This is a genomic window from Hyphomonas sp. (assembly GCF_965284475.1).
Lineage (GTDB): Bacteria > Pseudomonadota > Alphaproteobacteria > Caulobacterales > Hyphomonadaceae > Hyphomonas.
The window spans coordinates 669,741-691,015 of record NZ_OZ260087.1 but is presented as its reverse complement, the minus strand read 5'-3'; the positions used below and the strand labels follow the sequence as shown (position 1 = coordinate 691,015).

Here is a 21,275-nt window from a genome sequence, read left to right as displayed (position 1 = left end):
AAATCCACACCTGACAATGCACAAGGGAGAAACAAGATGGCGTCCAGCGTTCCGGCCAAGGGCCTTCAACTGAGATCACACGTAAAGTCCAGCGGCGAGCTGGAACTGTCCCTGGTCGAGGTGGACATTGCGCCGCCCGGCCCGGACGACGTCATCGTTCGCGTCGAAGCCACGCCGATCAACCCGTCCGATCTTGGCCTCCTGCTTGGGGCTGCGGACATGAGCAGCGCCGAAGCCTCCGGCACGGCCGACCGTCCTGTCGTGACCGCCAGGGTCCCGTCGGCCGGGATGCGCGCCATGGCGCCGCGTGTCGACCAGTCGATGCCGGTGGGCAATGAAGGCGCAGGTACGGTTGTAGCGGCCGGTTCCTCCCCTGCGGCGCAGGCCCTGCTCGGCAAGACGGTCGCTGGTCTCGGCGGCGAGATGTATTCACAATACCGCACGCTGAACGTGGCCCAGTGCATGGAGCTGCCGGAAGGCGCGACAGCGCGCGACGGCGCATCCTGCTTCGTCAACCCGCTGACATCGCTGGCCATGACCGATGTCATGCGCATGGAAGGCCACACGGCCCTGCTGCACACGGCGGCGGCCTCGAACCTCGGCCAGATGCTCAACAAGATCTGCATTGCTGACGGTATCGAGCTGGTGAACATCGTGCGCTCGGACGCTCAGGAGAAGATCCTGCGGGACATTGGCGCGAAGCATATCGTGAATTCAACGTCGCTCGGTTTCATGAATGACCTGATCCAGGCGCTGGCCGCAACGGGCGCCACGCTCGGCTTTGACGCCATTGGCGGCGGGCCGCTGGCTGGTCAGATCCTGGTGGCGATGGAGGCGGCCGCCAACCAGAATGCCAAGGAGTACAGCCGCTATGGTTCGGCCACCCACAAGCAGGTCTATATCTATGGCCGGCTGGACATGAGCCCGACCACGCTGCCTCCGGGCGTCGGCATGGCCTGGGGTGTGGGCGGTTTCCTGCTGACACCCTTCCTGCAAAAGATCGGCGCGGAAGGCCGGGCGAAGCTGCGCGCACGCGTTGGGGCGGAACTGAAAACCACGTTTGCGAGCCACTACACGTCCGAAATCTCGCTGGCCGAGGCGTTGCAACTTCCTGTCATCGAGGCCTACAACCGGCGCGCAACAGGCGAGAAATACCTGATCAACCCGAACAAATAGGCCGGGTTACAAGCCTCAGGAATGCTGGTAAATGCTGACGCAACGCCCCGGAGGGGGCGGTGTTCGGTTGCTGTAAGCCGGAAATTTGCTCGAACCTGGCGCGAAAGGAAGTGCGGATATGTCGTCCCTGATCCGGAGTCTGGCAATTGGCGGGCTGGCCCTTGCGGCAGTCGCCTGTTCCAAATCACCCCCTCAACCTGTTCCGTCCGGCGAGGATGTGCAGCTGCAGGCCTGGCGCCCGTTCGCTGCCGACAGCCCGTGGAACACGCCGATCCCGGCCAATGCCGTGGTTGATGCGGAATCTGACGCGCTGATCGCGGACTTCGCCAGTGAAGGCGCCCTTTTCATCAATATCGATCAATGGTCGGTGCCCGTCTATTATATCGACATGGCCGAGACGCCGACCCGGACGGTCTATGACTATTATACCGACGTGTACGGGCGAGGGTTTGAATGGCCCCGCGCCATTCCGATACCGGATGACATGGCCCGCCTGAACCCCAGCGCGGGATATATCGCCATTGTCGACAAGACCCGTGGGCTTGAATGGGATCTGAACCAGGCGAACAAGAATGATGACGGGATCTGGATGACCGGGTTTGGCGTCGTCACCAGCCTGCGCGGTTCTGGTGTATCCGAGCCCTGGAACGAGGTGGAGCAGCCGAACGAGGCGGCGAGCGCGCTGCCGTCCGGCTTTCCGCTTTCGGCAGGGCTGATCCGGCTGGATGAGATCAGGACAGGGCGTATTCCGCATGCCCTGATGCTGGCCAGCCCGGGCATACGGTCTGACGTGTTTGTGCGTCCGGCGAGTACGGCGCGGCTGCAGTATAGCGGCTTTGCGCCCAGCGAGACCGGCCTGCCGCTGGGTGCACGCCTCCAGCTTGACCCTGACTTCAACATCGAATCGTCCGGCCTGTCACCCACGGGCAAGATCATCGCCCGCGCCTTGCAGACCTATGGTGCCTATGTCGGTGACCAGGCCGGGGCAAATGTGCTGTTTGCCGAGGCGGGCCCTGAACAGCTCGCGGAATGGGAAGGCCTGCTCAAACCCGATGAGCTGGCGTCAATCTTCTCGCCTGAGATGATGGCCCGGCATTTCCGTGTCATCGACATGGGTGAAGCCCTGCCCGCCGAGACCGTGCCTGCACAGCCCTAGCTGGGCAGCGACGTGTCGTAGGGGCTGTCGAGTGAGAAGACCGGGATGGTCGCAACGATCTCGAAACCGCTTTCGTCTCTCAGCTCGTAAGTGCCGCTCATCATGCCTGACGGGGCAGCCAGCGGGGCGCCTGACGTATAGCTGAAACGCTCGCCGGGCATCAGGGTGGGTGTCTGGCCGATGACGCCTTCGCCATCGACGGCCTGCATGCGGCCCTGGGCATCCACGATCCGCCAGTGACGGCGCATGATGGTCCAGGTCTGCTCGCTCTCATTCTCGACGTCCACCGTGTAGGACCACATGAAGCGGCCGCGCGATGGTTCTGATTCGTCATGCATGAATTTCGGGCGCACGCGGATGCGCACGCCCTGGGTGATTTCTTCATAGAGCGGGGGAGCGTGTCGACGAGCCATTGTGCGAAATTGATCTGAAATCGTTCACACACTGTTAAGGGCGCGAAGAACATCGGATTCAAGATCGTCTGCGTCCTCCAGACCCACCGAAAAACGTATCCAGCTGCGGTCGAGACCCATGGCGGCCTGTTCTTCGTCCGTCAGCGCGCGGTGTGTGGTGGTGGACGGGTGGCAGGCGAGGGATTTAGTGTCGCCGAGATTGTTGCAGATGTCGACAAGTTCCAGCGAATTCAGGAACTTGAAGGCCGCATCCTGCCCGCCCTTGACCGACAGCGCGATCATGGTGCCGCCGCCGGACATCTGGCGTTTGTGGACCGCGTAATGCGGGTGGTCCCTGCGGTAGGGATAGCGCACGGCGGCGGCATTCGGATGCGCAGCAATGGCATCGGCAAGGCGCGCGGCCGTGGCGCTCTGGGCATCGACGCGCAGTTTGAGGGTTTCGAGCCCCTTGAGCACGACCCAGGCGTTGAAGGGGGCTGCGGCGGGGCCGATATGGCGCAGGTACGGATCGTACACGTCTTCCATATAGGCCGAATCACACAGGATCGCGCCAAGCATGACGCGGCCCTGTCCGTCCATGTGCTTGGTGGCCGAATAGACGACAACGTCCGCGCCAAGGTCGAGCGGGCGCTGCAGGATTGGCGTGGCGAACACATTGTCCACCACGAGCAGCGCGCCGGCCGCCTTGCAAAGTTTTGCGACGGCCGCGATGTCGACCCCGTCGAGCAATGGGTTGGCCGGGCTTTCGATCAGGACAAGCTGGCAGCCCCTGGCGATTTCACGTTCCCAGGCGTCCAGGTCCGCGCCGTCCACGAAGACGGTCTCGATCCCGTATTTCGGCATCTGGTTGGCGATGATCCAGCGGCACGAACCAAACAGGGCTGTGGCAGCCACGACGCGGTCGCCTGCTTTCAGCGGCGCGAGAATCGCCGAGGAAATGGCGCCCATGCCGCTGCCCGTGACGCGGCAGGTCTGTGCACCTTCAATCAGCGCGAGGCGCTGTTGCAGCATTTCGCAGGTCGGGCTGCCATAGCGGGAATAGACGAATCCCGGCGCGTCACCCTTCATGCGGGCCATGGCCTGTTCGGCGCTGTCATAGGCATAGCCGGACGTCAGGTAGAGCGCCTCGGAGATCTCGCCATGCTCGGAACGCATCAGGCCGCCGCGCACCGCTTTGGTGGCTGGCTTCCAGCTGGCTTTGCCCGATCTGTCTGACCCGTTCGACATGCTGTTATAGTCCTTGTCTTTCCTGTACCGGGTCTTATGCCTGAGAGCACAAGGGGTGCAAGAGATGGTGCAGGAAACGGGCGTTTTGCCCGACCATGAAATAGAAGCGCTGGTGGCTGAAGGCGCGATCCGCAGCGACTTGCCGCTGGAGACCGGACAGGTCCAGCCGGCGAGCCTCGATCTGCGCCTTGCCGAGGACGCCTACCGCCTGCGCGCGAGCTTCCTGCCGGGCAAGGACCGGTCGGTGGCCGAGATGCTGCAGGAACCGGGCGTGCACATGCATCGCATCGACCTGACCGAGAAGGGCGCCGTGCTGGAAACGGGCTGTGTCTATCTCGTGCCGTTGCAGGAATCGCTGCGCCTGCCGGCCGGCATTTCGGCGCGGGCAAACCCGAAAAGCTCGACCGGGCGGATCGATGTGTTCACGCGCCTGGTGACCAACCGGGGCAGGGCGTTTGACGATGTGCCCATGGGCTATTCCGGGCCGCTTTACCTTGAAGTGAGCCCACGCACTTTCCCCATCATGGTGCGGCCGGGTGACCGGCTGGCGCAGGTGCGGTTCAAGCGCAAGCGCCCGGACGCGCTGAAGGAGCGGGTCGTCTCGATTGATCTTGAGCCGCCCGAAGGCCAGCCCGCTGGATACCGCGCCAAGCTGCATTCCGGCGTTGTGGACCTGCGCGGCATCGGCGCGCATGAGGCGGGCCAGTTCTGGGAACCGGTCTATCCGCGCCATGGCCGCATCGTGCTCAACCCGGAAGACTTCTATATATTGGTTAGCCGAGAGACGGTGAAAGTGGCACCGATGGAGGCCGCCGAAATGGCGCCGATCGCGCCGGAACTGGGCGAGTTCCGCGCGCATTATGCGGGATTTTTTGATCCGGGATTTGGCGTGAACAAGGGCGGCAGCCGCGCCGTGCTGGAAGTGCGCTCGCGAGACGTCCCCTTCATCCTGGAGCACGGCCAGCCCGTCGCCAAGCTGATCTATGAGCCGATGGCGGCCAAGCCCTCTGGCCTCTATGGCGGCAAGGGATCGAACTATCAGGGCCAGGGCCTGAAACTGTCGAAGCATTTCGCGCTTTAAGCTTCGCCCCACAGGCGGATCAGGTTGGCGATGGATTTCGACAGGGTGAGGTATTCCGGCGAGCGCACATCATGCGTCTGGCTGAGCGTGGCGCGCAGGTTTTCAAGATCGAACAGGATTTCGCGGGCAGCCGCATCGCGGATACTGCTTTCGACCCAGCCGACGCAGACGACCCGCTGGCCGGAAATGACCGGGCAAACCTGGTGCAGGCTGGTTGAGGGATAGAGCACGAGATCGCCTGCCTGTGCCTTCGTGTGATGCGTCATCCCGGCATGGTTGATCTCCAGCTCGCCGCCTTGATAGCTGCCTGGTTCCGACAGGAAGAGCGTGAAGGAGAGGTCTGTCCGAAGGCGCGCCTCGCCCGTGCCCATGAACGGATTGTCGACATGCAGGCCGTAGGTGCCGCCTGCCTGCGTGCGGCTGACGAGCAGGGACGAGATGCGCCGGGGCTGGGCAGCAGCGGTGAAGACGGGATGGGCGCGGATGGCGTCACCCAGCATGTCGCGCAGCCGCGCGCCGGTGCGGGAGGCAAGGTCGGCCTGCTCATTATGCTTCACCGCGCGGGCAGCAGGCCCGGCCGTGGCCGCCCCGTCGACCCAGCGCAGGGTGGCAGCGAGTTGCTGCGCCGTGGCCAGCTGGCCTGCGTCAAGAACGCCCGAAAGGGTCAAAAACATGCGGCACCTGCTTGCGAATGAGTTTCATTTCTGCAAGGCGTGTAAACCGGAAACCACGATAGTGTAAGGGTCGCAAATGCCACACTTCTATCATAGCTGGACACGGCTGGGCCTTGGCGCCCTGATGGGATCGACTGCGCTTGCTGGTTGTGGCCAGCCCGCACCGGCCTCATCGCCGGAGCCGGCTGCGGTCGAAGCGCCGGCTGACGTGCCGCAGGCGCCCGCCGCCGAACCTGCTCCCGTCGGCTCGGTTGGCGGAGAGGGGGAAGGCGGCGTGGCCATCGAGCTGGCCGCAACCGACCCGGTTGTGTTCAATATCGCTCTTGCGGTCACAGAGGCGCATATCATCGCCGCGCGCGATGCCTACAGCGCCGGTGAGACCGATGCCGCAGCAGAAATGTTCGCCCACCCGGTCAGCGAAGTCCTGTTCGACATGGAGCCCGTGCTGCAAGCTCGCGGTGTGACGCTGTTTGATAGTCTGCTAACGGATGCCTCCGCCGCGGTGATGGCAGGCGAGACGCCTGAGCAGGTGTCCGCGCGCACCGATGAGATCATCGCCGCATTGCGGGCCGCGTCGCTGAAGGCACCCGACAATGGTACGGCGCCCGCCGGGGTGAAGGCGCATGTGATTGCCGACATGATCGAGCGGGCGGCGGTCATGTACCGCATCGCAGCGGCGAGCGGCGCTTACGAGCCCTATCTTGATGGCTACGGCTTCTACAAAGTCGCCGAGATGCAGTTTGCGGCGTCGCAGGACCAGATCGCGGCAAGCCATCCCGAGGCTGGCGAGGCCATGACCCGTGCCATTGCCGCGCTTGCCCTGGCCTATCCGGATGCGGCGCCGCAGGACGCCCTGACGTCTGACATGTCCAGGCTGACGGTTCTGGCCTCGGATGTGACCCTGTCGGTCAATTGAAGCGGCCTGCCGAAAAGTGGACCCGGTTTTCGGGGACACGCCGCGACCAATAGGAAATTCTGGATCAGAGTGCTGATTCTTGGAATCAGCACTCTGATCCAGGCCGGCTGGTCATGGATGGGGAAGGGGTATGCCATGGCGGGCTGCAAGGGCTTGCAGGATCTCATCCTTGTCATCGATGAAGCGGACTGCGCCATGCCGCTTTACGCCCCTGATGTATTCACCCTCGCCTGACAGTATCAGCACCGGGCATGACGCATCGCCTGTACCGAGCAGGCTGGCCAGTTCGGCGCGCGGCCGCGGCCAGGCGATACGGTGCACGTCAATGCGTCCTGCCAGCGCCGGAAAGGAGGCGAGCACACCTTCCATGAGGGCGCAGTGCCAGCAATAGAACATGTCTCCGGGATAGGCCGGATCGGCGAATCCGGGCCGAAGCAGGAAGAGCTGGTCTCGTTCAGTCATCGAGGTTCAGACGCATTTCAACCAAGTGCTGCGAGAAGCCTGCCTTCTCATAGGCGCTGATGGCGGGCGTGTTGCCTGAATAGACGGTGAGGCGCACTTCCGGCAGGCCATTGGCCCTCGCCCAGTCAAAGAAGTGGGTCATCAGCCGTTTGTTCAGCCCCTGGCCGCGATAGTCAGGCCTGACATACATGAAGCCGAGATAGGCATGATGGGTGTCGCGGACATAGGCCCTGGACAGCTTTTTCCGGGCAAATCCTGAAGCGATGATCTGGCCGTCTGCTTCGATGACGGCGACTTCGGCTTCATCGGACGCGATCAGTTCCGCGATATCGTAATAGCTGATCGGATCAGGCTTCAGCGTGTGATCGTAGGGCCGCTCTGCGGTGATGATACCCTGTTCGAATGCCAGCAGGTCCGGGAGATCGTCCTGCCCTGCGGACCGGACAAGAAGCGGCTTGGGGGTGACCTCCGGATCAGCCATTTGCCGTTTGCAGGTCGCGGTAGCGAATGCGGGTACCGGTGCGGGTCTCGTCCGGCGAGACGAGCTTCACAAGTTCGGCAGCGACTGCCTCTGCGGTGGGCAGGGTCATCGGGTCCTCGCCGGGCTTGGCGGCAGCGCGCATGTCAGTCCGTGTGCCGCCCGGGTCGAAGATGTTGACCCGCAGGGCCATTTTCTCAGTCTCGTCGGCCCAGCCGGTCACCATGGCTTCGAGGCCTGCCTTCGAGGCCTGGTAGGGACCCCAGAAGGCCTGCGGACTGGCTGCAACACTTGATGTGACGAACACGGCGCGCGGCGCAGCCGACTGGTGCAGCCAGGGCGCCACGGCGCGGATCAGGCGCCAGTTGGCGGTGAGATTGACCTCGATGGTTTCCTCGAAACTGCGGGGTCCACAGGTTTCCAGCGGGCCCAGCGTGCCGAGGACGCCGGCATTCGCGACGAAGCCGTCAAGGCGGCCGAATTTCTCGCCAATTACCTTGCCGAGCGTCTCGATGCCCCTGGCATCCTTCAGGTCCATCGGCACGAGCACGGCCTCATTGCCCAAGGCGCGGATTTCGTCGTCGAGCTTTTCGAGGGCCGCCTTTGAACGGGCGACCGCAATGACGAGATCGCCCTGGCGGGCAAGATGAAGCGCGGCGGCGCGGCCGATGCCGCGCGAAGCGCCGGTCACGAGGACAAGTCTGGGTTGGTCAGTCATGCCGCGCCCTTAGCGCAGGCCCTACGTGTCGTCCAGCAGGGAGAGCTGGCGTTCCTTGTCCGACTCGTCGTGCTGGTGATCGACCAGGCTGGTCGGATAGTCGCCGGTAAAGCAATGGTCGGCGAATTGCGGCTGCATGGCATTGCGTACCGGTTCGCCTATCGCGGCATAGAGGCCGGGCACAGACAGGAAGCCGAGGCTGTCGACCTTGAGTTCGCGCACCATTTCCTCATGCGTGTGGATGGCGGCGAAGAGTTCCGACTTGGCGGCCATGTCGATGCCGTAGAAGTCCGGGTTGACGATGGGCGGGCTGGCCGAGCGCAGGTGGATTTCCTTTGCTCCGGCTTCGCGCACCATCTGGACGATCTTTTTCGACGTATTGCCGCGAACGATGGAATCGTCGACCAGGATAACGCGCTTGCCTTCAAGCACGGGTCGGTTCGGGCTGTGCTTCTTCGAGATGGCTGCCTGACGCCCGACATTGGTCGGCTGGATGAATGTGCGCCCGACATAATGGTTGCGGATAATGCCCATTCCGAACGGGATGCCGGAGGCTTCCGAATAGCCGAGCGCTGCTGGAACGCCGCTGTCAGGCACGGGCACGACGACGTCAGCGTCGGCAGGTGTTTCCGCGGCCAGCCGGTGACCCATGCGGCGGCGGACTTCGTAGATGGAGCGGCCCTGGACGATGCTGTCGGGGCGGGCAAAGTAGACGTATTCGAAGACGCACGGACTGGAGGCGCGCGGCGGGAAGGCGCGGATCGATTCAATGCCGTCATCGGTGATGACAACCATTTCGCCATTCTCGACTTCGCGGACGAATTCGGCGCCGATAATGTCAAGCGCGCAGGTTTCCGAAGCCAGGACATAGGCCGTGCCAAGCTTGCCGATGACCAGCGGGCGAAGGCCGATCGGGTCACGCGCGCCGATCAGCTTCTTGCCGGTCAGGCCGACCAGTGCATATCCGCCTTCGATCTGCTGCAGCGCATCGACAAGGCGGTCGAGGAAGCGCGGCTTGGAGCTGCGGGCGACGAGATGGAGGATGACTTCAGTATCCATTGTCGACTGGAAGATCGCGCCATCGCGCACCAGCTGGTGACGCAGTTTGCGGGAATTTGTCAGGTTGCCATTATGTGCGACGGCAAAACCGCCAAAGGACAGGTCTGCAAAGATGGGCTGGATGTTGCGAAGCATCGGCCGGCCCTGGGTCGAATACCGGTTATGGCCGATGGCCGCATAGCCGGGCAGGCGGGTGCGCAGGTCGCCGCCGAAATGGTCGCCAACAAGGCCCATATGGCGCTCGGAGGGAAAGCGCTTGCCGTCAAATGTGGTGATGCCGCAGGCCTCCTGTCCGCGATGCTGCAGGGCATGGAGCCCGAGCGCGGTGTAGAGGCTGGCTTCGTTGTTGCCGTAAATTCCGAAAACACCGCATTCTTCACGGGGTTTGTCATCGTCATGATCGAAATGGATCATATGAGACCGGAGCCTCCCTCGTGCGTGACAGGTTCGTGACGTCTATTGGCCTGTTTCGGCCTCGGAGGGAAGGGCAGTTTGTGCATCCTGGCCGACTTTCGTGGCATTCTCGTTCACATAATCGGCAACACTGCTGAGAAGGTCGTAGCAGGCTGCGTTCTGGATGAAAGCGGGAATCCTGCTCTCATCCAGCGCGAGTTGGAGAAGGACCACAAAGAATACAAGGGCAATGATGCCGCGCGCTATGCCAAAAGCCAGACCGGCGACATGATCGAACATGCCAATGCCGTCGGCGCCCTGGATATTCTTGGACAGGCGCTGGCCAAACCAGGCGACCAGGACATAGACGCCGATAAAGGCCGTAACGATCAGAACGAGGTCCGGCACGGGGATGGTAAACACGCCAACATCAAGCTGCGACATGGTTTCCGGCAACATCGCGGCAAGATCGTCGCGCAGGAACTTGCGGGCGTAAAAGGCAGCCGTCAGTGCACCAATGAAGGCCCCCATCGTGGCGATTTCGCGCAGAAAGCCGCGTGCAAACGCCATGATGGCCGAAATGACGATAACAGCCACGGCGATGGCGTCGAAAGCTGTAACAAAATCAAGCATTCAGGGCGTCCGGGGCAAGCAACTCAACAAGCTCGATAAGCCGTCTAATCGGGGTGATCGTCAAGCCATCGACTGAAGTTGGACTGCCTTCGGGCACGAAGGCCCGCATGAAGCCGAGGCGCGCTGCTTCCTTCAGTCGCTGTTCGATGCGCGCGACTGGCCGGACAGCGCCGGACAATGACACCTCGCCGAAAAACACAGAGCGTTCAGGCGCGGCCATGTCCGACAGCGAGGTCAGCAGCGCGGCGGCGGCGGCAAGGTCGCCTGCCGGTTCACCAATGCGATACCCGCCGGCAACCGACAGGTAGACATCCATGCCGGCAAAGCCGATGCCGCAGCGCGCCTCCAGCACGGCGAGCAGCATGGCGAGACGGCCCGTATCCCAGCCAACCACGCTGCGCCGGGGCGTGCCATAGGCGCTCTTGGCCACGAGGGCCTGCACTTCGGCCAGCACGGGGCGAGAGCCCTCCATGGCGGCAAACACGGCGGCGCCGCCGGCTGTCTCCCCATCTGACGACAGGAACAGGGCGGAGGGTTCCTTGGCGGGGGCGAGGCCGTACTGGTGCATCTCGAAAATACCGATCTCGTCGGTTGGGCCAAAGCGGTTCTTGGTGGCGCGCAGGATGCGGAACTGGTGGCCACGCTCGCCTTCGAAATAGAAGACAGTGTCGACCATGTGCTCAACCACGCGCGGGCCGGCAATGTTGCCTTCCTTGGTGACGTGGCCGACCAGAACAAGCGCCGCGCCGGATTTCTTGGCCCAGCGCGTGAGTTCCTGCGCGCAGGCGCGAACCTGCGAGACGGAACCCGGGGCGGCTTCCAGACTGTCCGACCAGAGCGTCTGGATCGAATCAATCACCACGAAGTCAGGCTCGGCGGACTTCAGGGCAGAGAGGATCTTGCGCAGGTCGGTCTCAGTGGCGAGCTGGACCGGGCTGTCGGCGACCTTCAGGCGCACGGCCCGTTCCTGGATCTGGGCAGCAGCCTCCTCGCCGGAGACATAGACCGATTTCAGGCCGTTGCGGGCAAGGCGGGCCGCGACCTGCAGCAGCAGCGTTGATTTGCCGATGCCCGGATCGCCGCCGATCAGCGTGGCGGACGAGGGAACGAGGCCGCCACCGAAGGCGCGGTCGAGTTCCTCGACGCCCATGATGATGCGTTTTGGCGGGTCGGTCCGGTCATTGAGGGCAACGAATTCGGTCTTGCCTGACCGTTTGGTGCCCGCCTTGGCCGGGGCCAGGCCGCCGGGAACGGCTGCGACGGCCTCCTCGACCAGCGTGTTCCACTCGCCGCAGCCATTGCACTTGCCGGTCCATTTGGAATGGACCTCGCCGCAGGACTGGCAAACGAATGCGGAAGTGGGTGTCTTGGCCATGGCGCAGCCCTAGCGGGGTTTGGCGTTCAGCGAAACGGCCCAGCGAACACAAAATAGGCGCCAGCTGCGATCAGGCCAAAGCCGACGGCGTGGTTCAGCGTGAAGCTTTCGCGCAGATACAGCACCGAGAAGACGGCAAACACGACCAGCGTGATCACTTCCTGCATGGTTTTGAGTTCCGCCGCAGACCAGACCGTATGTCCGATCCGGTTGGCCGGCACCGCCAGGCAGTATTCGAAGAAGGCAATGCCCCAGCTGGCGAGCACGACCAGCCACAGGGCCTTGTCGGTGAACTTGAGGTGACCATACCAGGCAAAGGTCATGAACACGTTGGATACAAGCAGGAGGCCGACAGGCGCGAGCGCGGGCCAGGACAGAAGCGAAGGCATGTGGGAATCTCCGGACAGGACTCCAGATCCATATCCTGATCCGGCGCGGCAAGAAATGCCGCTCTATTCCGGCGTCTGCACCGTGTCAGGCGCCTTGCAGACGAAAGGGGGCAGGTCTGCTGGCGGTTCGCCATCGGTCAGGCGCACGGCGCGGGCCGGGCCGCGTGCATTGCCCGCCGTGAAGGCGAAGCTGCCGTCCAGCACGTCGACATTGCGCTGGTAGAACGGGATATAGCCGGAGAACAGCCGCTTGGAGAGGGTCGGGTGGAACTCGAACCGCCCGGTCGAGGCGCGGCGGGCGCCTTCGAACCGGCCGGTCAGGCTGACCGTGTTGATTTCCTTGGTGCCGACAAGGCGCACGGGAAACCGGCCGACGGGTGGGATCGGCTTGAACGCCTCCTCCACTTTCTCGCCATCGCCGACCACCGGGGCCGACAGCGGGTCGTCCGACAGGAAGACGCGCCAGGCAAGATGCAGGCCCTCATAGGCCTTCATGTCAGCCTCGAGCGTGCACGTGTCGATGTGCCATTCGCCGTCGAGCCGGAATTTCTCGTATTGCAGCCAGCCGGTGAAGGCGAGCGACAGCGCGGTAAACGCCACGGATATGTACTTGATGAATTCCATCATGACGTGTCACCCCCGAGTGCCGTGTTGGCGCGGATAGGGGCGCACCTCTGCCGCGAGGTCAAGATGCGGGCAGGCGGAAAGGCTCTTAAAGCGCCGGCTGGATCGGGCCTTCGGCGCGGCCGTGGACGAACTGGTCGACATGGTCATGGCCGGAATGATCGACTTCGCTGGCGGGGCCGCGCCAGATGATCCTGCCCTCGAACAGCATGGCCACTTCGTCGGCAATCTTGCGGGCCGAGCTCATGTCGTGGGTGATCGTCACGGTCGCCGCGCCGAGGCCGCGTACCTGTTCAACGATCAGGTCATTGATGGCATCTGCCGTGATCGGATCGAGACCGGTCGTCGGTTCGTCGAAGAAGATCAGGTCCGGTTCGGAAATGATCGAGCGGGCGAGCGAGACGCGCTTCTGCATGCCGCCGGAAATTTCGGCCGGGTAGAGACCCGCAACATCGGCTCCGAGGCGAACCTTCTTGAGCGTGGCAATCGCGCGCTCTTTCGCGTCGCTGCGCTTCACGCCGTCGGCATTGATCAGACGGAAGGCCACGTTTTCCCACACGGTGAGACTGTCGAACAGCGCGCCGGACTGGAACAGCATGCCGATGCGGGCCCGCATGGATTCCCGCGTCTTGCCCGTGGAATTGGTGACGTCCTGGCCATCGAACAGCACCTTGCCGCCCGTGGGCGTCATCAGGCCGAGGGCAACCTTCAGCATGACCGACTTGCCCGATCCCGAGCCGCCGATCACGACAAGGCTCTGGCCCGGTGCGACGTCCAGATCGACACCGCGCAGGACATCATTCCGGCCGAACGATTTTTCGATGCCTTCCAGTTTCAGGATGGGCTGGGTCACAGGCCGATCTCCACGAACAGGTTGGACAGGACGAAATTGGTTGCCAGCACCAGCACGGCCGCGCCGACCATGGACAGGGTAGCGGCCCGGCCAACGCCCGTCGCGCCTGCCTTTGACCGGTCGCCCTGGTAACAGCCCATGATCGCGATGACGCCGCCGAAGACCACCGCCTTGACGAGGCCGACAATGATGTCGTTCCTTGTGACGAAATCGAGCGTGTTGCGCAGGTAGACGGTGGAATCGAAGCCGAGGCTGTAAACGCTGACCAGCCAGCCGCCCATCACGCCGATAATGTCAGCCGCGGCGACCAGCACGGGCAGGGTGACCAGTGCGGCGAGGAAGCGGGGGGCGTAAAGGTAGCGATAAGGAGAGGCAGAAAGGGTTTCCAGCGCGTCGATCTGTTCGGTCACGCGCATGGCGCCGATCTCTGCCGAGATGCCTGCCGAAACGCGGCCCGCGAGCATCAGGCCGGTAATCACGGCCCCGAGTTCGCGCGTGATGCCAAGGACGACAATGCTCGGGACAAATTGTTCTGCGCCGTAGCGGCTGCCGCCTTCATAGATGTTGAGCGCCAGGGCCGCGCCGATGAATACGGCAGACAGGCCGACAACCGGGAAGGAGTAGAAACCGATCCTGATCATCTGGCGCCAGATCTCGCCCAGGAACCAGCGCGGCGTGAACGCGGCGAATTTGACCCGCCCGGCGAATATGCACAGGCGGCCGATCTCGGCGAAGAAGCCGAGAAGGCTGGCGCCGATCCAGCGCAGGGGATTGGGGAAGCCGCTTTTATGCGTAGACACGTTCGACACGATTGTTGAGCCCTGTGAGGATTTCGTAACCAAGCGTGCCCGCGCGGGCGGCCTGATCTTCGAGTTTGGCATGCTCGCCGATGAATTCAACGCGTGCGCCTGTTTTTGCCTTCGCCTGTGCCCCAGAAACATCAATCGTCACCAGGTCCATCGAAACGCGCCCCACGACCGGACATTGCAGGCCATCGAGATAGGCAATGAGGTTGTTTCCGCCGGTTCGGGGCAGGCCGTCAGCATAGCCGATGCCGACGGTTGCGAGCGGCGTATCCTGTTGCAGGGTCTGCGTGGCGCCGTAGCCGACGGTTTCGCCGGCCTTGCCCTCAAACACGCTGAGAATGGCGGCATCGAGCGTTACGGCCGGTTTGATGCGCACGCCCTTCGGCGGCCGTGACCCGCCATAAAGCGCAATGCCCGGCCGGGTGAGATCATAGCCGAATGCCTTGCCGAGATAGCATCCTGCCGAATTCGACAGGCTGGCCGGTGTGTCGGCAAAGGCCGAGGTGATGTCGTCAAACGCTTTGCGCTGGGCACTGTTCATCGGGTTGCCGGTCTCGTCTGCGCAGGCGAGATGGCTCATGACCAGGACAGGGTGCAGCCTTTGCAGGGCCGCCAGCGTGGTGGCCAGGGTCGTGGTCTTCAGGCCCAGCCGGTTCATGCCGGTATCGAAATGCAGGGCGCAGGTGCCCTTGGGCGCACTGGCCCACGCTTTCAGATGGTCCGGCGAGGACAGCACCGCCGTGATGCCCGCAGCGACATAGGCCGACATTTCCGCCCGCGCCGGGCCGTTCAGCACGAAAATGCGGGGGCCGAGCCCCAGCGCCTTGCGCACGGCGAGTGCCTCTTCAAGGTAGGCAACGAAAAAAGTGGAGCATCCGGCGCGCAGCAGGGCGCGGGACACGGGAACCGCGCCGAGTCCATAGGCGTCGGCCTTGACCACGGCCGCCGTGGTTGCGCCCGGGTGCAGACCGTCCAGCGCCTGCCAGTTGGAGACGATGCTCGTCAGATGGATTGTGGCGCGCGGAAGCTGTTTCATGGGCAGCGATTTAGGATGCTTCGCAGCCGGTGTCACTTCCTCGCGGCATGCTCTTTCCAGGCCTGCCCCTTCATGTTCCAGACAGGCGTGAAGAACACCATCCACAGGATGATGAGGGTCATGCCGCCGGCCGGGACAATGGCGATCTTCTGCGGTCCGAAAATGTCGACCAGCGCGCCCATCAGGGCAGCGCCGAACGGGGCACCGGCCATGAAACCCAGCTGGTAGATCGACAGGACGCGGGCGAGCTTCTTCTTCGGGGCCGCATCCTGCACGATCGAACGGCTCATCGCGATCGAGATGCCGGCGGCCAGGCCCCAGATGAAGACGATGGCAAGGAAGGCCCAGTGCGGGATCGACCACATCATGGCGAGAATGCTGCTGGAGCCAAGGAACTGGGCGATCAGCAAGAGGCGACCCTGCCGCTTGATGCGCCGGAAGATCGACAGGACAACTGACGACACGAAGGCGCCGAGCCAGAACGTGACGAACATGTCCCTGATACCGTCAGAACCGAAGCCGTAAACGTCGCGGTTCACAATGGGCAGGACCACGAGGAAGGCGCCGATCACGAAAATGCCGACACCGAACATCAGGGCGGTCATGGCCCACAGCCGCCCGTCTGCGCGGACGGCCCGGAAACCCTCGGCAATGTCGCCGAAAGCTGCCCCGAACCCGCTGCGGCCAGTGCGGACCTGGCGTCCCTTTGCAAGGTTGAGCGCGAACAGCGCCCCAAAGGCGAGCACAATGCCCTGCGCCAGCAGCAGTTTCTCGGCGGCGATGGGGCCGATGCCGAACCCGCCCATCCATTGCGGCATGCGGGTCATCTTGTCGGCATAGCCCGCCACGATCAGGCCCGCGATCTGGGCCAGGAATTGCGCCATCGTGGCCAGCGTCACCCCAAGCTGAAGCGTGACATTGGAGCCGACACGCATGCGGCGTTCAACGATTTCATTCACGATGGAATCGCGGGCTGGCATCATGAAGGCGCCCACCGTGCCGATGGTCAGGCCATAGGCGATCATGACGGGATAGGAGAGCTGACCCCGGGCAACGGACGTGGCGAGGATGAAGGCGGGGACCGCTGCCAGCAGGTGGAGGACGATCAACAGGCGTCGCCCGTCTGCCCGCTCGGCCACAACGCCGCCAATCAGCAGGAAGATCACGGACGGCGCGGAAAGCGCCATATTGGCCAGACCCAGTTCAAGGCCGCCGAGATGGAGGTGGTCCCTGCCCGTGATCAGGTAGGGGAACAGCACCATCTGCAGTCCGAAGGCCATGAACCAGCTGCACTGGACCATCAGGTAGGCGGGCAGCTCGATCCCCACGCCGCGACGCAGACGCCGGGCCCGCCAATGGGTTGCGGTCGACAGGAAGGAGGCGCCGGCGCCGAGCGCCTCGCTGACTCCGCTGACGGGCGAAGTGACGTCGCCCACAGCATCTTCGGCCATGTCGTCGACAATGTCTTCGATCTTGTCGCTCATGCCTGCTCCCGTCGGCGATAGCGACAGTATGTAGAGCGCCGGATCATCGAATGTAAAATCCCATGATCAGCTTTCCTCCAGATTTCAGCCATGTGGCGGGAAGGTATGGGTGGTTTTCCTGAAGAATTCGACGCTTGGGGACCTTGGACTGGCCGTGCCAGCGAACGGTCAGTTGCCTTTGAGCTGCCCAGTTTGTACCCTCTCAATAAGGCTGTGTTCCAGTTACAAGCCACGGGTGGATTATCATGAGACTGTTCAGGCAACTCGTCAGCTGGGCCCTCGCGCTCTTTTTGGTTGCCATGTTTGTCCAGGCGACGATCCATCCCTTGCCCAACCCGCCAGCCGGATCGGTCAAATTCTTTGATCCGCCCGGCAGCAATATCGTGTTCCAGACCATTGCCGAGCGTTCCGGGCAGACCCTGTTCGAGCCTGCTGGCCGGGTGCTGACGGGCGTGCTTGAACTGGTCGCGGCGTTTTTGCTGCTCTTGCCGTACACGCGGCGGCTGGGCGCAGTTCTCGCATCCATTGTGCTGGGCGGCGCGGTGGCGTTTCACCTGTCACCGCTGCTCGGCCGCGAGATTCCCGTGTCACTTGAGGCGGGCACGGCCCAGACCGATGGCGGGATGCTGTTCATGCTGGCCATCGTGATGCTCGTTGCCAGCCTCCTGGTGCTGGTCGTGCATCCACGCGCCCGCGACTGAGACGGTTGATTCCGGCGCGCGTCTGTACGGCTCGTTAACGGTTTCAGGTCACTCTACTGCCATTGCGACGCGGGCACAGAGATGGACGAGTTCGAAGAGTCAATGAATACGCCGCCAATCGGCCGCGCACGGGACGCACTGTTCCGGCGCCTGCTTGACCTTGTGGCGATGCCGGCAACCCGACTGGCCCATCAGGATCGCAACATGGTGGGCGATATCCTGCTGGATATGCTGTTTCACGCGAATACACGCGAACGCAAGATGTGCGCGAGCCGGCTGGCGCAAAGCCGCGAAGCTCCGCGCCGCCTGTTGCGCTATCTGGCCCAGAGTTCATTCGAGATCGCCCAGCCCCTGCTGGAACAGAACGAAGCGTTTGATGCCTGCGACCTCAGCGAAATCGTCGAGGCGACGTCGACCGAACACAGGCTGGCCATCGCCCGCCGCAAGGTTGTGGCGCCCAGCGTCTGTGTTGCGCTCGCCGAGCATGGAGAAACCCATGTCGTGCGCGAAATGGTGACCAATAACGGGGCCGTCCTGTCGGAAACAGCTGTCGACAAGCTGGTCATGCGCTCGCGCGACGAGTCACAGTTGTGCGAGCTGCTGGTCGAACGGCTCGAATTGCGCCCGTCTCAGGCGATGGCGATGTTCTGGTGGTCTGACGGCATCACCCGCCGCAAGATTCTCCAGCGCCATTCCGCTGACCGTCTCGAAGTCATTGAAACCTGCAAGGACGTGTTCGAGATCATGGCTGAGGAAAAATGGGCCGACCCGGTCGCCCGCAAGGCCCTGCAATTGATCGAACGGCGCCAGCGCAACCGCGAAGCACTCGAGCGCAGCGAGTTCGACAGCCTGGAAAGCGCCATCAATACAGCCGCGCTGGAAGGCATGACGTCGGAACTGGCCCAGGAGATCGGGTATCTCTGCGGCGTCCGGCCTGTCACGATTGCCAAGATCCTGTCCGACCCCGGCGGTGAAGGTGTTGCCGTGCTGTGCAAGGCGACAGGCGTGAAACGTGAGTTCCTGCCGGTATTCTGGGCGGCCCTCAGACGCCCGCTCGAGATCGAGGAAGGCCGGATCCATCCGCAATTCGCAATGGTCGCCGAAACCTATGAAATCCTGACAGTCGCAAAGGCCCAGACAACCCTGCGCTACTGGAACTGGTCGCTGTCAGCGGCCTTTTCCTCGCAGGCACTGCGCGAGGCGCAGGAGGGCGGCGAGCCGGCGAACGAGGAAGCGGCATTCTCGACCTCCCAACGCACGGCCCGACTGGTTTTTGGCAGTTAGCGATCGAAAAACGCCGAAATAGCCTTCCCAAGCCCGCTCACTGCCTTTAGGTCAGGCGTTCGTGATTTGGGTTGTATTGGGAGAGAAGGCGCATTGTGGCGTACTTTCTAGGGCTTTTGATTGCGTTGGTTGGGTTCTGGCTGGGCATGTCCGGTCATTTCACACCCCTGTTGCTGGGCCTTGGCGCTGTGTCGCTGGCTCTCACATTGATTCTCGCTTACCGCCTCGACCTGCTTGACCGGGAAGGCGTGCCTTATGTCCGGATTGTCGGTTTCGCACTGTATTTTCCGTGGCTCGCCAAGGAAATCGTCAAGGCAAACTGGACCGTCATCCGGGCCTGCCTGCGCGCCGAACTTGATATCGCACCGACGCTGGTCAAGCTCAAGACAGTCTGCAAATCGGATCTCGCCAAGGTGACATTTGCAAATTCCATCACGCTGACGCCGGGCACGGTGACAGTGGAGATCGAGGGCGACAAGCTGCTGGTGCACGGCCTGTACGAACAGGATTCCCAGCCGGAAGCCTTCATTGAAATGGACAGGCGGTCTGCACGCGCCATTGACGGCAAGGGAGCTGCCGCATGACTGCCGCTGCCCTCATCGCCATCCTGCTCGGCATGATCCTGCTGCTGATCCGCACCCTGCTGGGGCCGACGCTGTATGACCGTGTCCTCGCAGTGAACTCGTTCGGCACGAAAACCGTGCTTGCCCTTGGCCTGCTGGGCTTTGTCATGGGACGTCCGGAATTCCTCGACATCGCCATCCTCTACGCGATGATCAACTTCGTCTCGACCATCGCCATCCTCAAATTCTTCCGCTACCGCTCTTTCCAGGTTCCGCTGGTCCGGCGTGGTGGACAGGGAGGCGGGCGCAATGGCTGATTTCCTGGCGAACCTCCATCAATTCTTCGAACTGGTGCGCTATCCGGCCGGATCGGCGCTCTGCCTGGCTGGCGCCATCCTGTGCGTCATCGGCACGATTGGCGTGATGCGCTTCCCGGATTTCTATACGCGCATGCACGCAGCCAGCATTACCGACACATCCGGCGCAGCGGTCATTCTGGTTGGCATGGCGCTGATGGCGCCAGCCTGGGGCGTCGTCGTGAAGCTGGGCGTGATTTTCTGGCTGTTATTCCTCACCAGCCCGGCCGCGTCCCATGCGGTCGCCAATGCGGCGCACACGGCCGGTCTTCAGCCGCTGATCGGCCGCGTGAAGCCGGGCCGTGACGATGAGGAGGATGCCGCATGACCGGCGTACTTGACGGCAATATCGGCATTGCGCTCGTGAACATCCTCCTGCTGGCGGTCCTGTTCGTGGTTGCCATTGCAATCGCGCGTCTGCGCAACCTGTTTGCCATTGTGATGCTGTCAGGCATCTACTCGCTGGTTTCAGCGACCTGGTATGTCGTTGTAGATGCCGTGGATGTTGCGTTCACTGAAGCAGCCGTGGGCGCGGGCATGTCGACGGTCGTACTGCTCGGCGCAATGCTGCTGACGTCACGCACGGCAAAGCCGGACAAGAAATTCGCGCGCCTTGGCCCGCTTCTGGTCGTTATCGCCACCGGTGTGATGCTGATCTATGCAACGGTTGACCTGCCGGCACTGGGCGATCCCAATTCGCCGGTCAATGCGGGCGTCGGGATGCAATATGTGCAAATCAACTGGGCTGATACGGGCATCCCCAATGTCGTGACCTCTGTGCTCGGCAGCTACCGGGGCTTCGATACGCTGGGCGAAACGGCTGTCGTATTCCTGGCAGGCCTTTCCGTAGCCCTGCTGCTGGGCTTCGGCGAACGGTCGCTGGCGGAGTCCATCCGGCGTGGCGGCAAGCTTCCCGGCCAGGGCAAGGGTGCAGCCCAGGAAGCCAGGCCAGAGGAGGACGCGTCATGAACAATGATCACCATGTCATCCTGCGTGTTATTTCCAAGATGCTGATTCCCGTCATTGTGATGTTTGCGTTCTACACGCAGTTCCATGGTGAGTACGGCCCTGGCGGCGGCTTCCAGGCCGGCATCATCTTTGCCGTCGGGGTCATTCTCTACGCGCTGGTCTTTGGCGTGCCGTCTGCGATGCGCGCCGTACCGCCCGTGTTCACGCGCGCGCTCGCGGCGATTGGCGTGCTGCTCTATTCGGGTGTCGGTTACTGGGCCCTGCTGCAGGGTGGCAATTACCTTGAGTATCAGGCGCTCTTCCAGGAGCCGCCCGGCGAACACAAGGGCCAGCATGTCGGCATCATCCTGATCGAGCTGGGCGTCCTGTTCGCTGTGGCAGGCGCCATGCTCACGATCTTCTATGCGTTTGCAGGCCGCGTTGCCGAAATTCGCGACAAAGACTGGTAG

The 21,275-nt window shown here is 62.9% G+C and carries 26 protein-coding genes; 11 read left to right on the top strand and 15 right to left on the bottom strand.

The window, feature by feature from the left end:
• Positions 1-36: 36 nt before the first annotated feature.
• Both ACQ66M_RS03230 and ACQ66M_RS03225 read left to right on the top strand, forming a co-directional pair.
• Complete coding sequence (locus tag ACQ66M_RS03230; protein ID WP_430401818.1) at positions 37-1,176, top strand: zinc-binding dehydrogenase; 1,140 nt, start codon at positions 37-39, stop codon at positions 1,174-1,176.
• A 118-nt stretch (positions 1,177-1,294) separates the two neighbouring features.
• Positions 1,295-2,332 (top strand): hypothetical protein, encoded by a 1,038-nt coding sequence (locus tag ACQ66M_RS03225; protein WP_430401816.1) that lies wholly within the window; start codon positions 1,295-1,297, stop codon positions 2,330-2,332.
• Here ACQ66M_RS03225 and apaG read toward each other — a convergent pair.
• Positions 2,329-2,745, bottom strand: a complete 417-nt coding sequence (apaG, locus tag ACQ66M_RS03220; protein WP_350171115.1) for a Co2+/Mg2+ efflux protein ApaG — start codon at positions 2,743-2,745, stop codon at positions 2,329-2,331. The two genes, ACQ66M_RS03225 and apaG, sit on opposite strands and share 4 nt — an antisense overlap.
• A 24-nt stretch (positions 2,746-2,769) precedes the next feature.
• A complete protein-coding gene (gene metZ, locus ACQ66M_RS03215) occupies positions 2,770-3,972 on the bottom strand; it encodes an O-succinylhomoserine sulfhydrylase (protein ID WP_350171116.1) in 1,203 nt (400 codons plus the stop codon).
• A gap of 64 nt (positions 3,973-4,036) precedes the next feature.
• On the opposite strand from metZ, the gene ACQ66M_RS03210 reads away from it, so the two are divergent.
• Entirely contained in the window at positions 4,037-5,053 is a 1,017-nt protein-coding gene (locus tag ACQ66M_RS03210; protein ID WP_350171117.1) for a 2'-deoxycytidine 5'-triphosphate deaminase, read from the top strand.
• On the opposite strand, the gene ACQ66M_RS03205 is transcribed toward ACQ66M_RS03210, so the two are convergent.
• A complete protein-coding gene (locus ACQ66M_RS03205) occupies positions 5,050-5,727 on the bottom strand; it encodes a Fe2+-dependent dioxygenase (protein WP_430401814.1) in 678 nt (225 codons plus the stop codon). The genes ACQ66M_RS03210 and ACQ66M_RS03205 overlap by 4 nt on opposite strands.
• A gap of 76 nt (positions 5,728-5,803) precedes the next feature.
• Between ACQ66M_RS03205 and ACQ66M_RS03200 the strand changes: the two genes are divergently transcribed.
• Positions 5,804-6,643, top strand: coding sequence for a hypothetical protein (locus ACQ66M_RS03200; RefSeq protein WP_430401812.1), 840 nt, complete (start codon positions 5,804-5,806; stop codon positions 6,641-6,643).
• A 111-nt stretch (positions 6,644-6,754) separates the two neighbouring features.
• Here ACQ66M_RS03200 and ACQ66M_RS03195 read toward each other — a convergent pair whose 3' ends face one another.
• From ACQ66M_RS03195 to ACQ66M_RS03140, 12 genes are all read right to left on the bottom strand, one after another.
• The gene (locus tag ACQ66M_RS03195) at positions 6,755-7,105 is read right to left on the bottom strand and encodes a DUF3088 domain-containing protein (RefSeq protein ID WP_350171120.1); all 351 of its coding nucleotides are present in this window, start codon (positions 7,103-7,105) and stop codon (positions 6,755-6,757) included.
• Positions 7,098-7,586 (bottom strand): N-acetyltransferase family protein, encoded by a 489-nt coding sequence (locus tag ACQ66M_RS03190; protein ID WP_430401810.1) that lies wholly within the window; start codon positions 7,584-7,586, stop codon positions 7,098-7,100. Before ACQ66M_RS03190 ends, ACQ66M_RS03195 begins: the two co-directional genes overlap by 8 nt.
• Positions 7,579-8,301: an SDR family NAD(P)-dependent oxidoreductase gene (locus ACQ66M_RS03185; protein ID WP_430401808.1), complete on the bottom strand. Its 723-nt coding sequence runs from the start codon at positions 8,299-8,301 to the stop codon at positions 7,579-7,581. Before ACQ66M_RS03185 ends, ACQ66M_RS03190 begins: the two co-directional genes overlap by 8 nt.
• 21 nt (positions 8,302-8,322) lie before the next feature.
• Positions 8,323-9,774: an amidophosphoribosyltransferase gene (gene purF / locus ACQ66M_RS03180; RefSeq protein ID WP_350171123.1), complete on the bottom strand. Its 1,452-nt coding sequence runs from the start codon at positions 9,772-9,774 to the stop codon at positions 8,323-8,325.
• A gap of 42 nt (positions 9,775-9,816) precedes the next feature.
• Complete coding sequence (locus ACQ66M_RS03175) at positions 9,817-10,386, bottom strand: CvpA family protein (RefSeq protein ID WP_350171124.1); 570 nt, start codon at positions 10,384-10,386, stop codon at positions 9,817-9,819.
• The gene (gene radA, locus ACQ66M_RS03170) at positions 10,379-11,761 is read right to left on the bottom strand and encodes a DNA repair protein RadA (RefSeq protein ID WP_430401806.1); all 1,383 of its coding nucleotides are present in this window, start codon (positions 11,759-11,761) and stop codon (positions 10,379-10,381) included. The genes ACQ66M_RS03175 and radA overlap by 8 nt, the downstream gene beginning before the upstream one ends.
• 26 nt (positions 11,762-11,787) lie before the next feature.
• Positions 11,788-12,150, bottom strand: a complete 363-nt coding sequence (locus ACQ66M_RS03165) for a DMT family protein (RefSeq protein ID WP_430401804.1) — start codon at positions 12,148-12,150, stop codon at positions 11,788-11,790.
• A 63-nt stretch (positions 12,151-12,213) separates the two neighbouring features.
• Positions 12,214-12,777, bottom strand: a complete 564-nt coding sequence (locus tag ACQ66M_RS03160) for a hypothetical protein (protein ID WP_430401802.1) — start codon at positions 12,775-12,777, stop codon at positions 12,214-12,216.
• 85 nt (positions 12,778-12,862) lie between these two features.
• Positions 12,863-13,627 (bottom strand): ABC transporter ATP-binding protein, encoded by a 765-nt coding sequence (locus ACQ66M_RS03155; protein ID WP_350171128.1) that lies wholly within the window; start codon positions 13,625-13,627, stop codon positions 12,863-12,865.
• Complete coding sequence (locus tag ACQ66M_RS03150) at positions 13,624-14,436, bottom strand: MlaE family ABC transporter permease (RefSeq protein WP_350171279.1); 813 nt, start codon at positions 14,434-14,436, stop codon at positions 13,624-13,626. Before ACQ66M_RS03150 ends, ACQ66M_RS03155 begins: the two co-directional genes overlap by 4 nt.
• Positions 14,414-15,469 carry an alanine racemase gene (gene alr, locus ACQ66M_RS03145; protein ID WP_430401800.1) on the bottom strand — a complete coding sequence of 352 codons (1,056 nt, stop codon included), beginning with the start codon at positions 15,467-15,469 and terminating at the stop codon, positions 14,414-14,416. Before alr ends, ACQ66M_RS03150 begins: the two co-directional genes overlap by 23 nt.
• A gap of 32 nt (positions 15,470-15,501) precedes the next feature.
• On the bottom strand, positions 15,502-16,953 hold the full coding sequence (locus ACQ66M_RS03140; protein ID WP_430401798.1) for an MFS transporter: 1,452 nt from the start codon (positions 16,951-16,953) through the stop codon (positions 15,502-15,504).
• Between the two features lie 245 nt (positions 16,954-17,198).
• Between ACQ66M_RS03140 and ACQ66M_RS03135 the strand changes: the two genes are divergently transcribed.
• From ACQ66M_RS03135 to ACQ66M_RS03105, 7 genes are all read left to right on the top strand, one after another.
• Positions 17,199-17,654, top strand: coding sequence for a hypothetical protein (locus ACQ66M_RS03135; RefSeq protein WP_430401796.1), 456 nt, complete (start codon positions 17,199-17,201; stop codon positions 17,652-17,654).
• 102 nt (positions 17,655-17,756) lie between these two features.
• Complete coding sequence (locus ACQ66M_RS03130) at positions 17,757-18,938, top strand: DUF2336 domain-containing protein (protein WP_430401794.1); 1,182 nt, start codon at positions 17,757-17,759, stop codon at positions 18,936-18,938.
• Between the two features lie 95 nt (positions 18,939-19,033).
• Positions 19,034-19,522 (top strand): Na+/H+ antiporter subunit E, encoded by a 489-nt coding sequence (locus ACQ66M_RS03125; protein WP_430401792.1) that lies wholly within the window; start codon positions 19,034-19,036, stop codon positions 19,520-19,522.
• Positions 19,519-19,818: a monovalent cation/H+ antiporter complex subunit F gene (locus ACQ66M_RS03120; RefSeq protein ID WP_350171134.1), complete on the top strand. Its 300-nt coding sequence runs from the start codon at positions 19,519-19,521 to the stop codon at positions 19,816-19,818. Before ACQ66M_RS03125 ends, ACQ66M_RS03120 begins: the two co-directional genes overlap by 4 nt.
• Positions 19,811-20,185, top strand: a complete 375-nt coding sequence (gene mnhG / locus ACQ66M_RS03115; protein ID WP_430401790.1) for a monovalent cation/H(+) antiporter subunit G — start codon at positions 19,811-19,813, stop codon at positions 20,183-20,185. The genes ACQ66M_RS03120 and mnhG overlap by 8 nt, the downstream gene beginning before the upstream one ends.
• Positions 20,182-20,826, top strand: coding sequence for a DUF4040 domain-containing protein (locus ACQ66M_RS03110; protein ID WP_430401788.1), 645 nt, complete (start codon positions 20,182-20,184; stop codon positions 20,824-20,826). The genes mnhG and ACQ66M_RS03110 overlap by 4 nt, the downstream gene beginning before the upstream one ends.
• The gene (locus ACQ66M_RS03105) at positions 20,823-21,275 is read left to right on the top strand and encodes a Na(+)/H(+) antiporter subunit B (RefSeq protein WP_350171137.1); all 453 of its coding nucleotides are present in this window, start codon (positions 20,823-20,825) and stop codon (positions 21,273-21,275) included. Before ACQ66M_RS03110 ends, ACQ66M_RS03105 begins: the two co-directional genes overlap by 4 nt.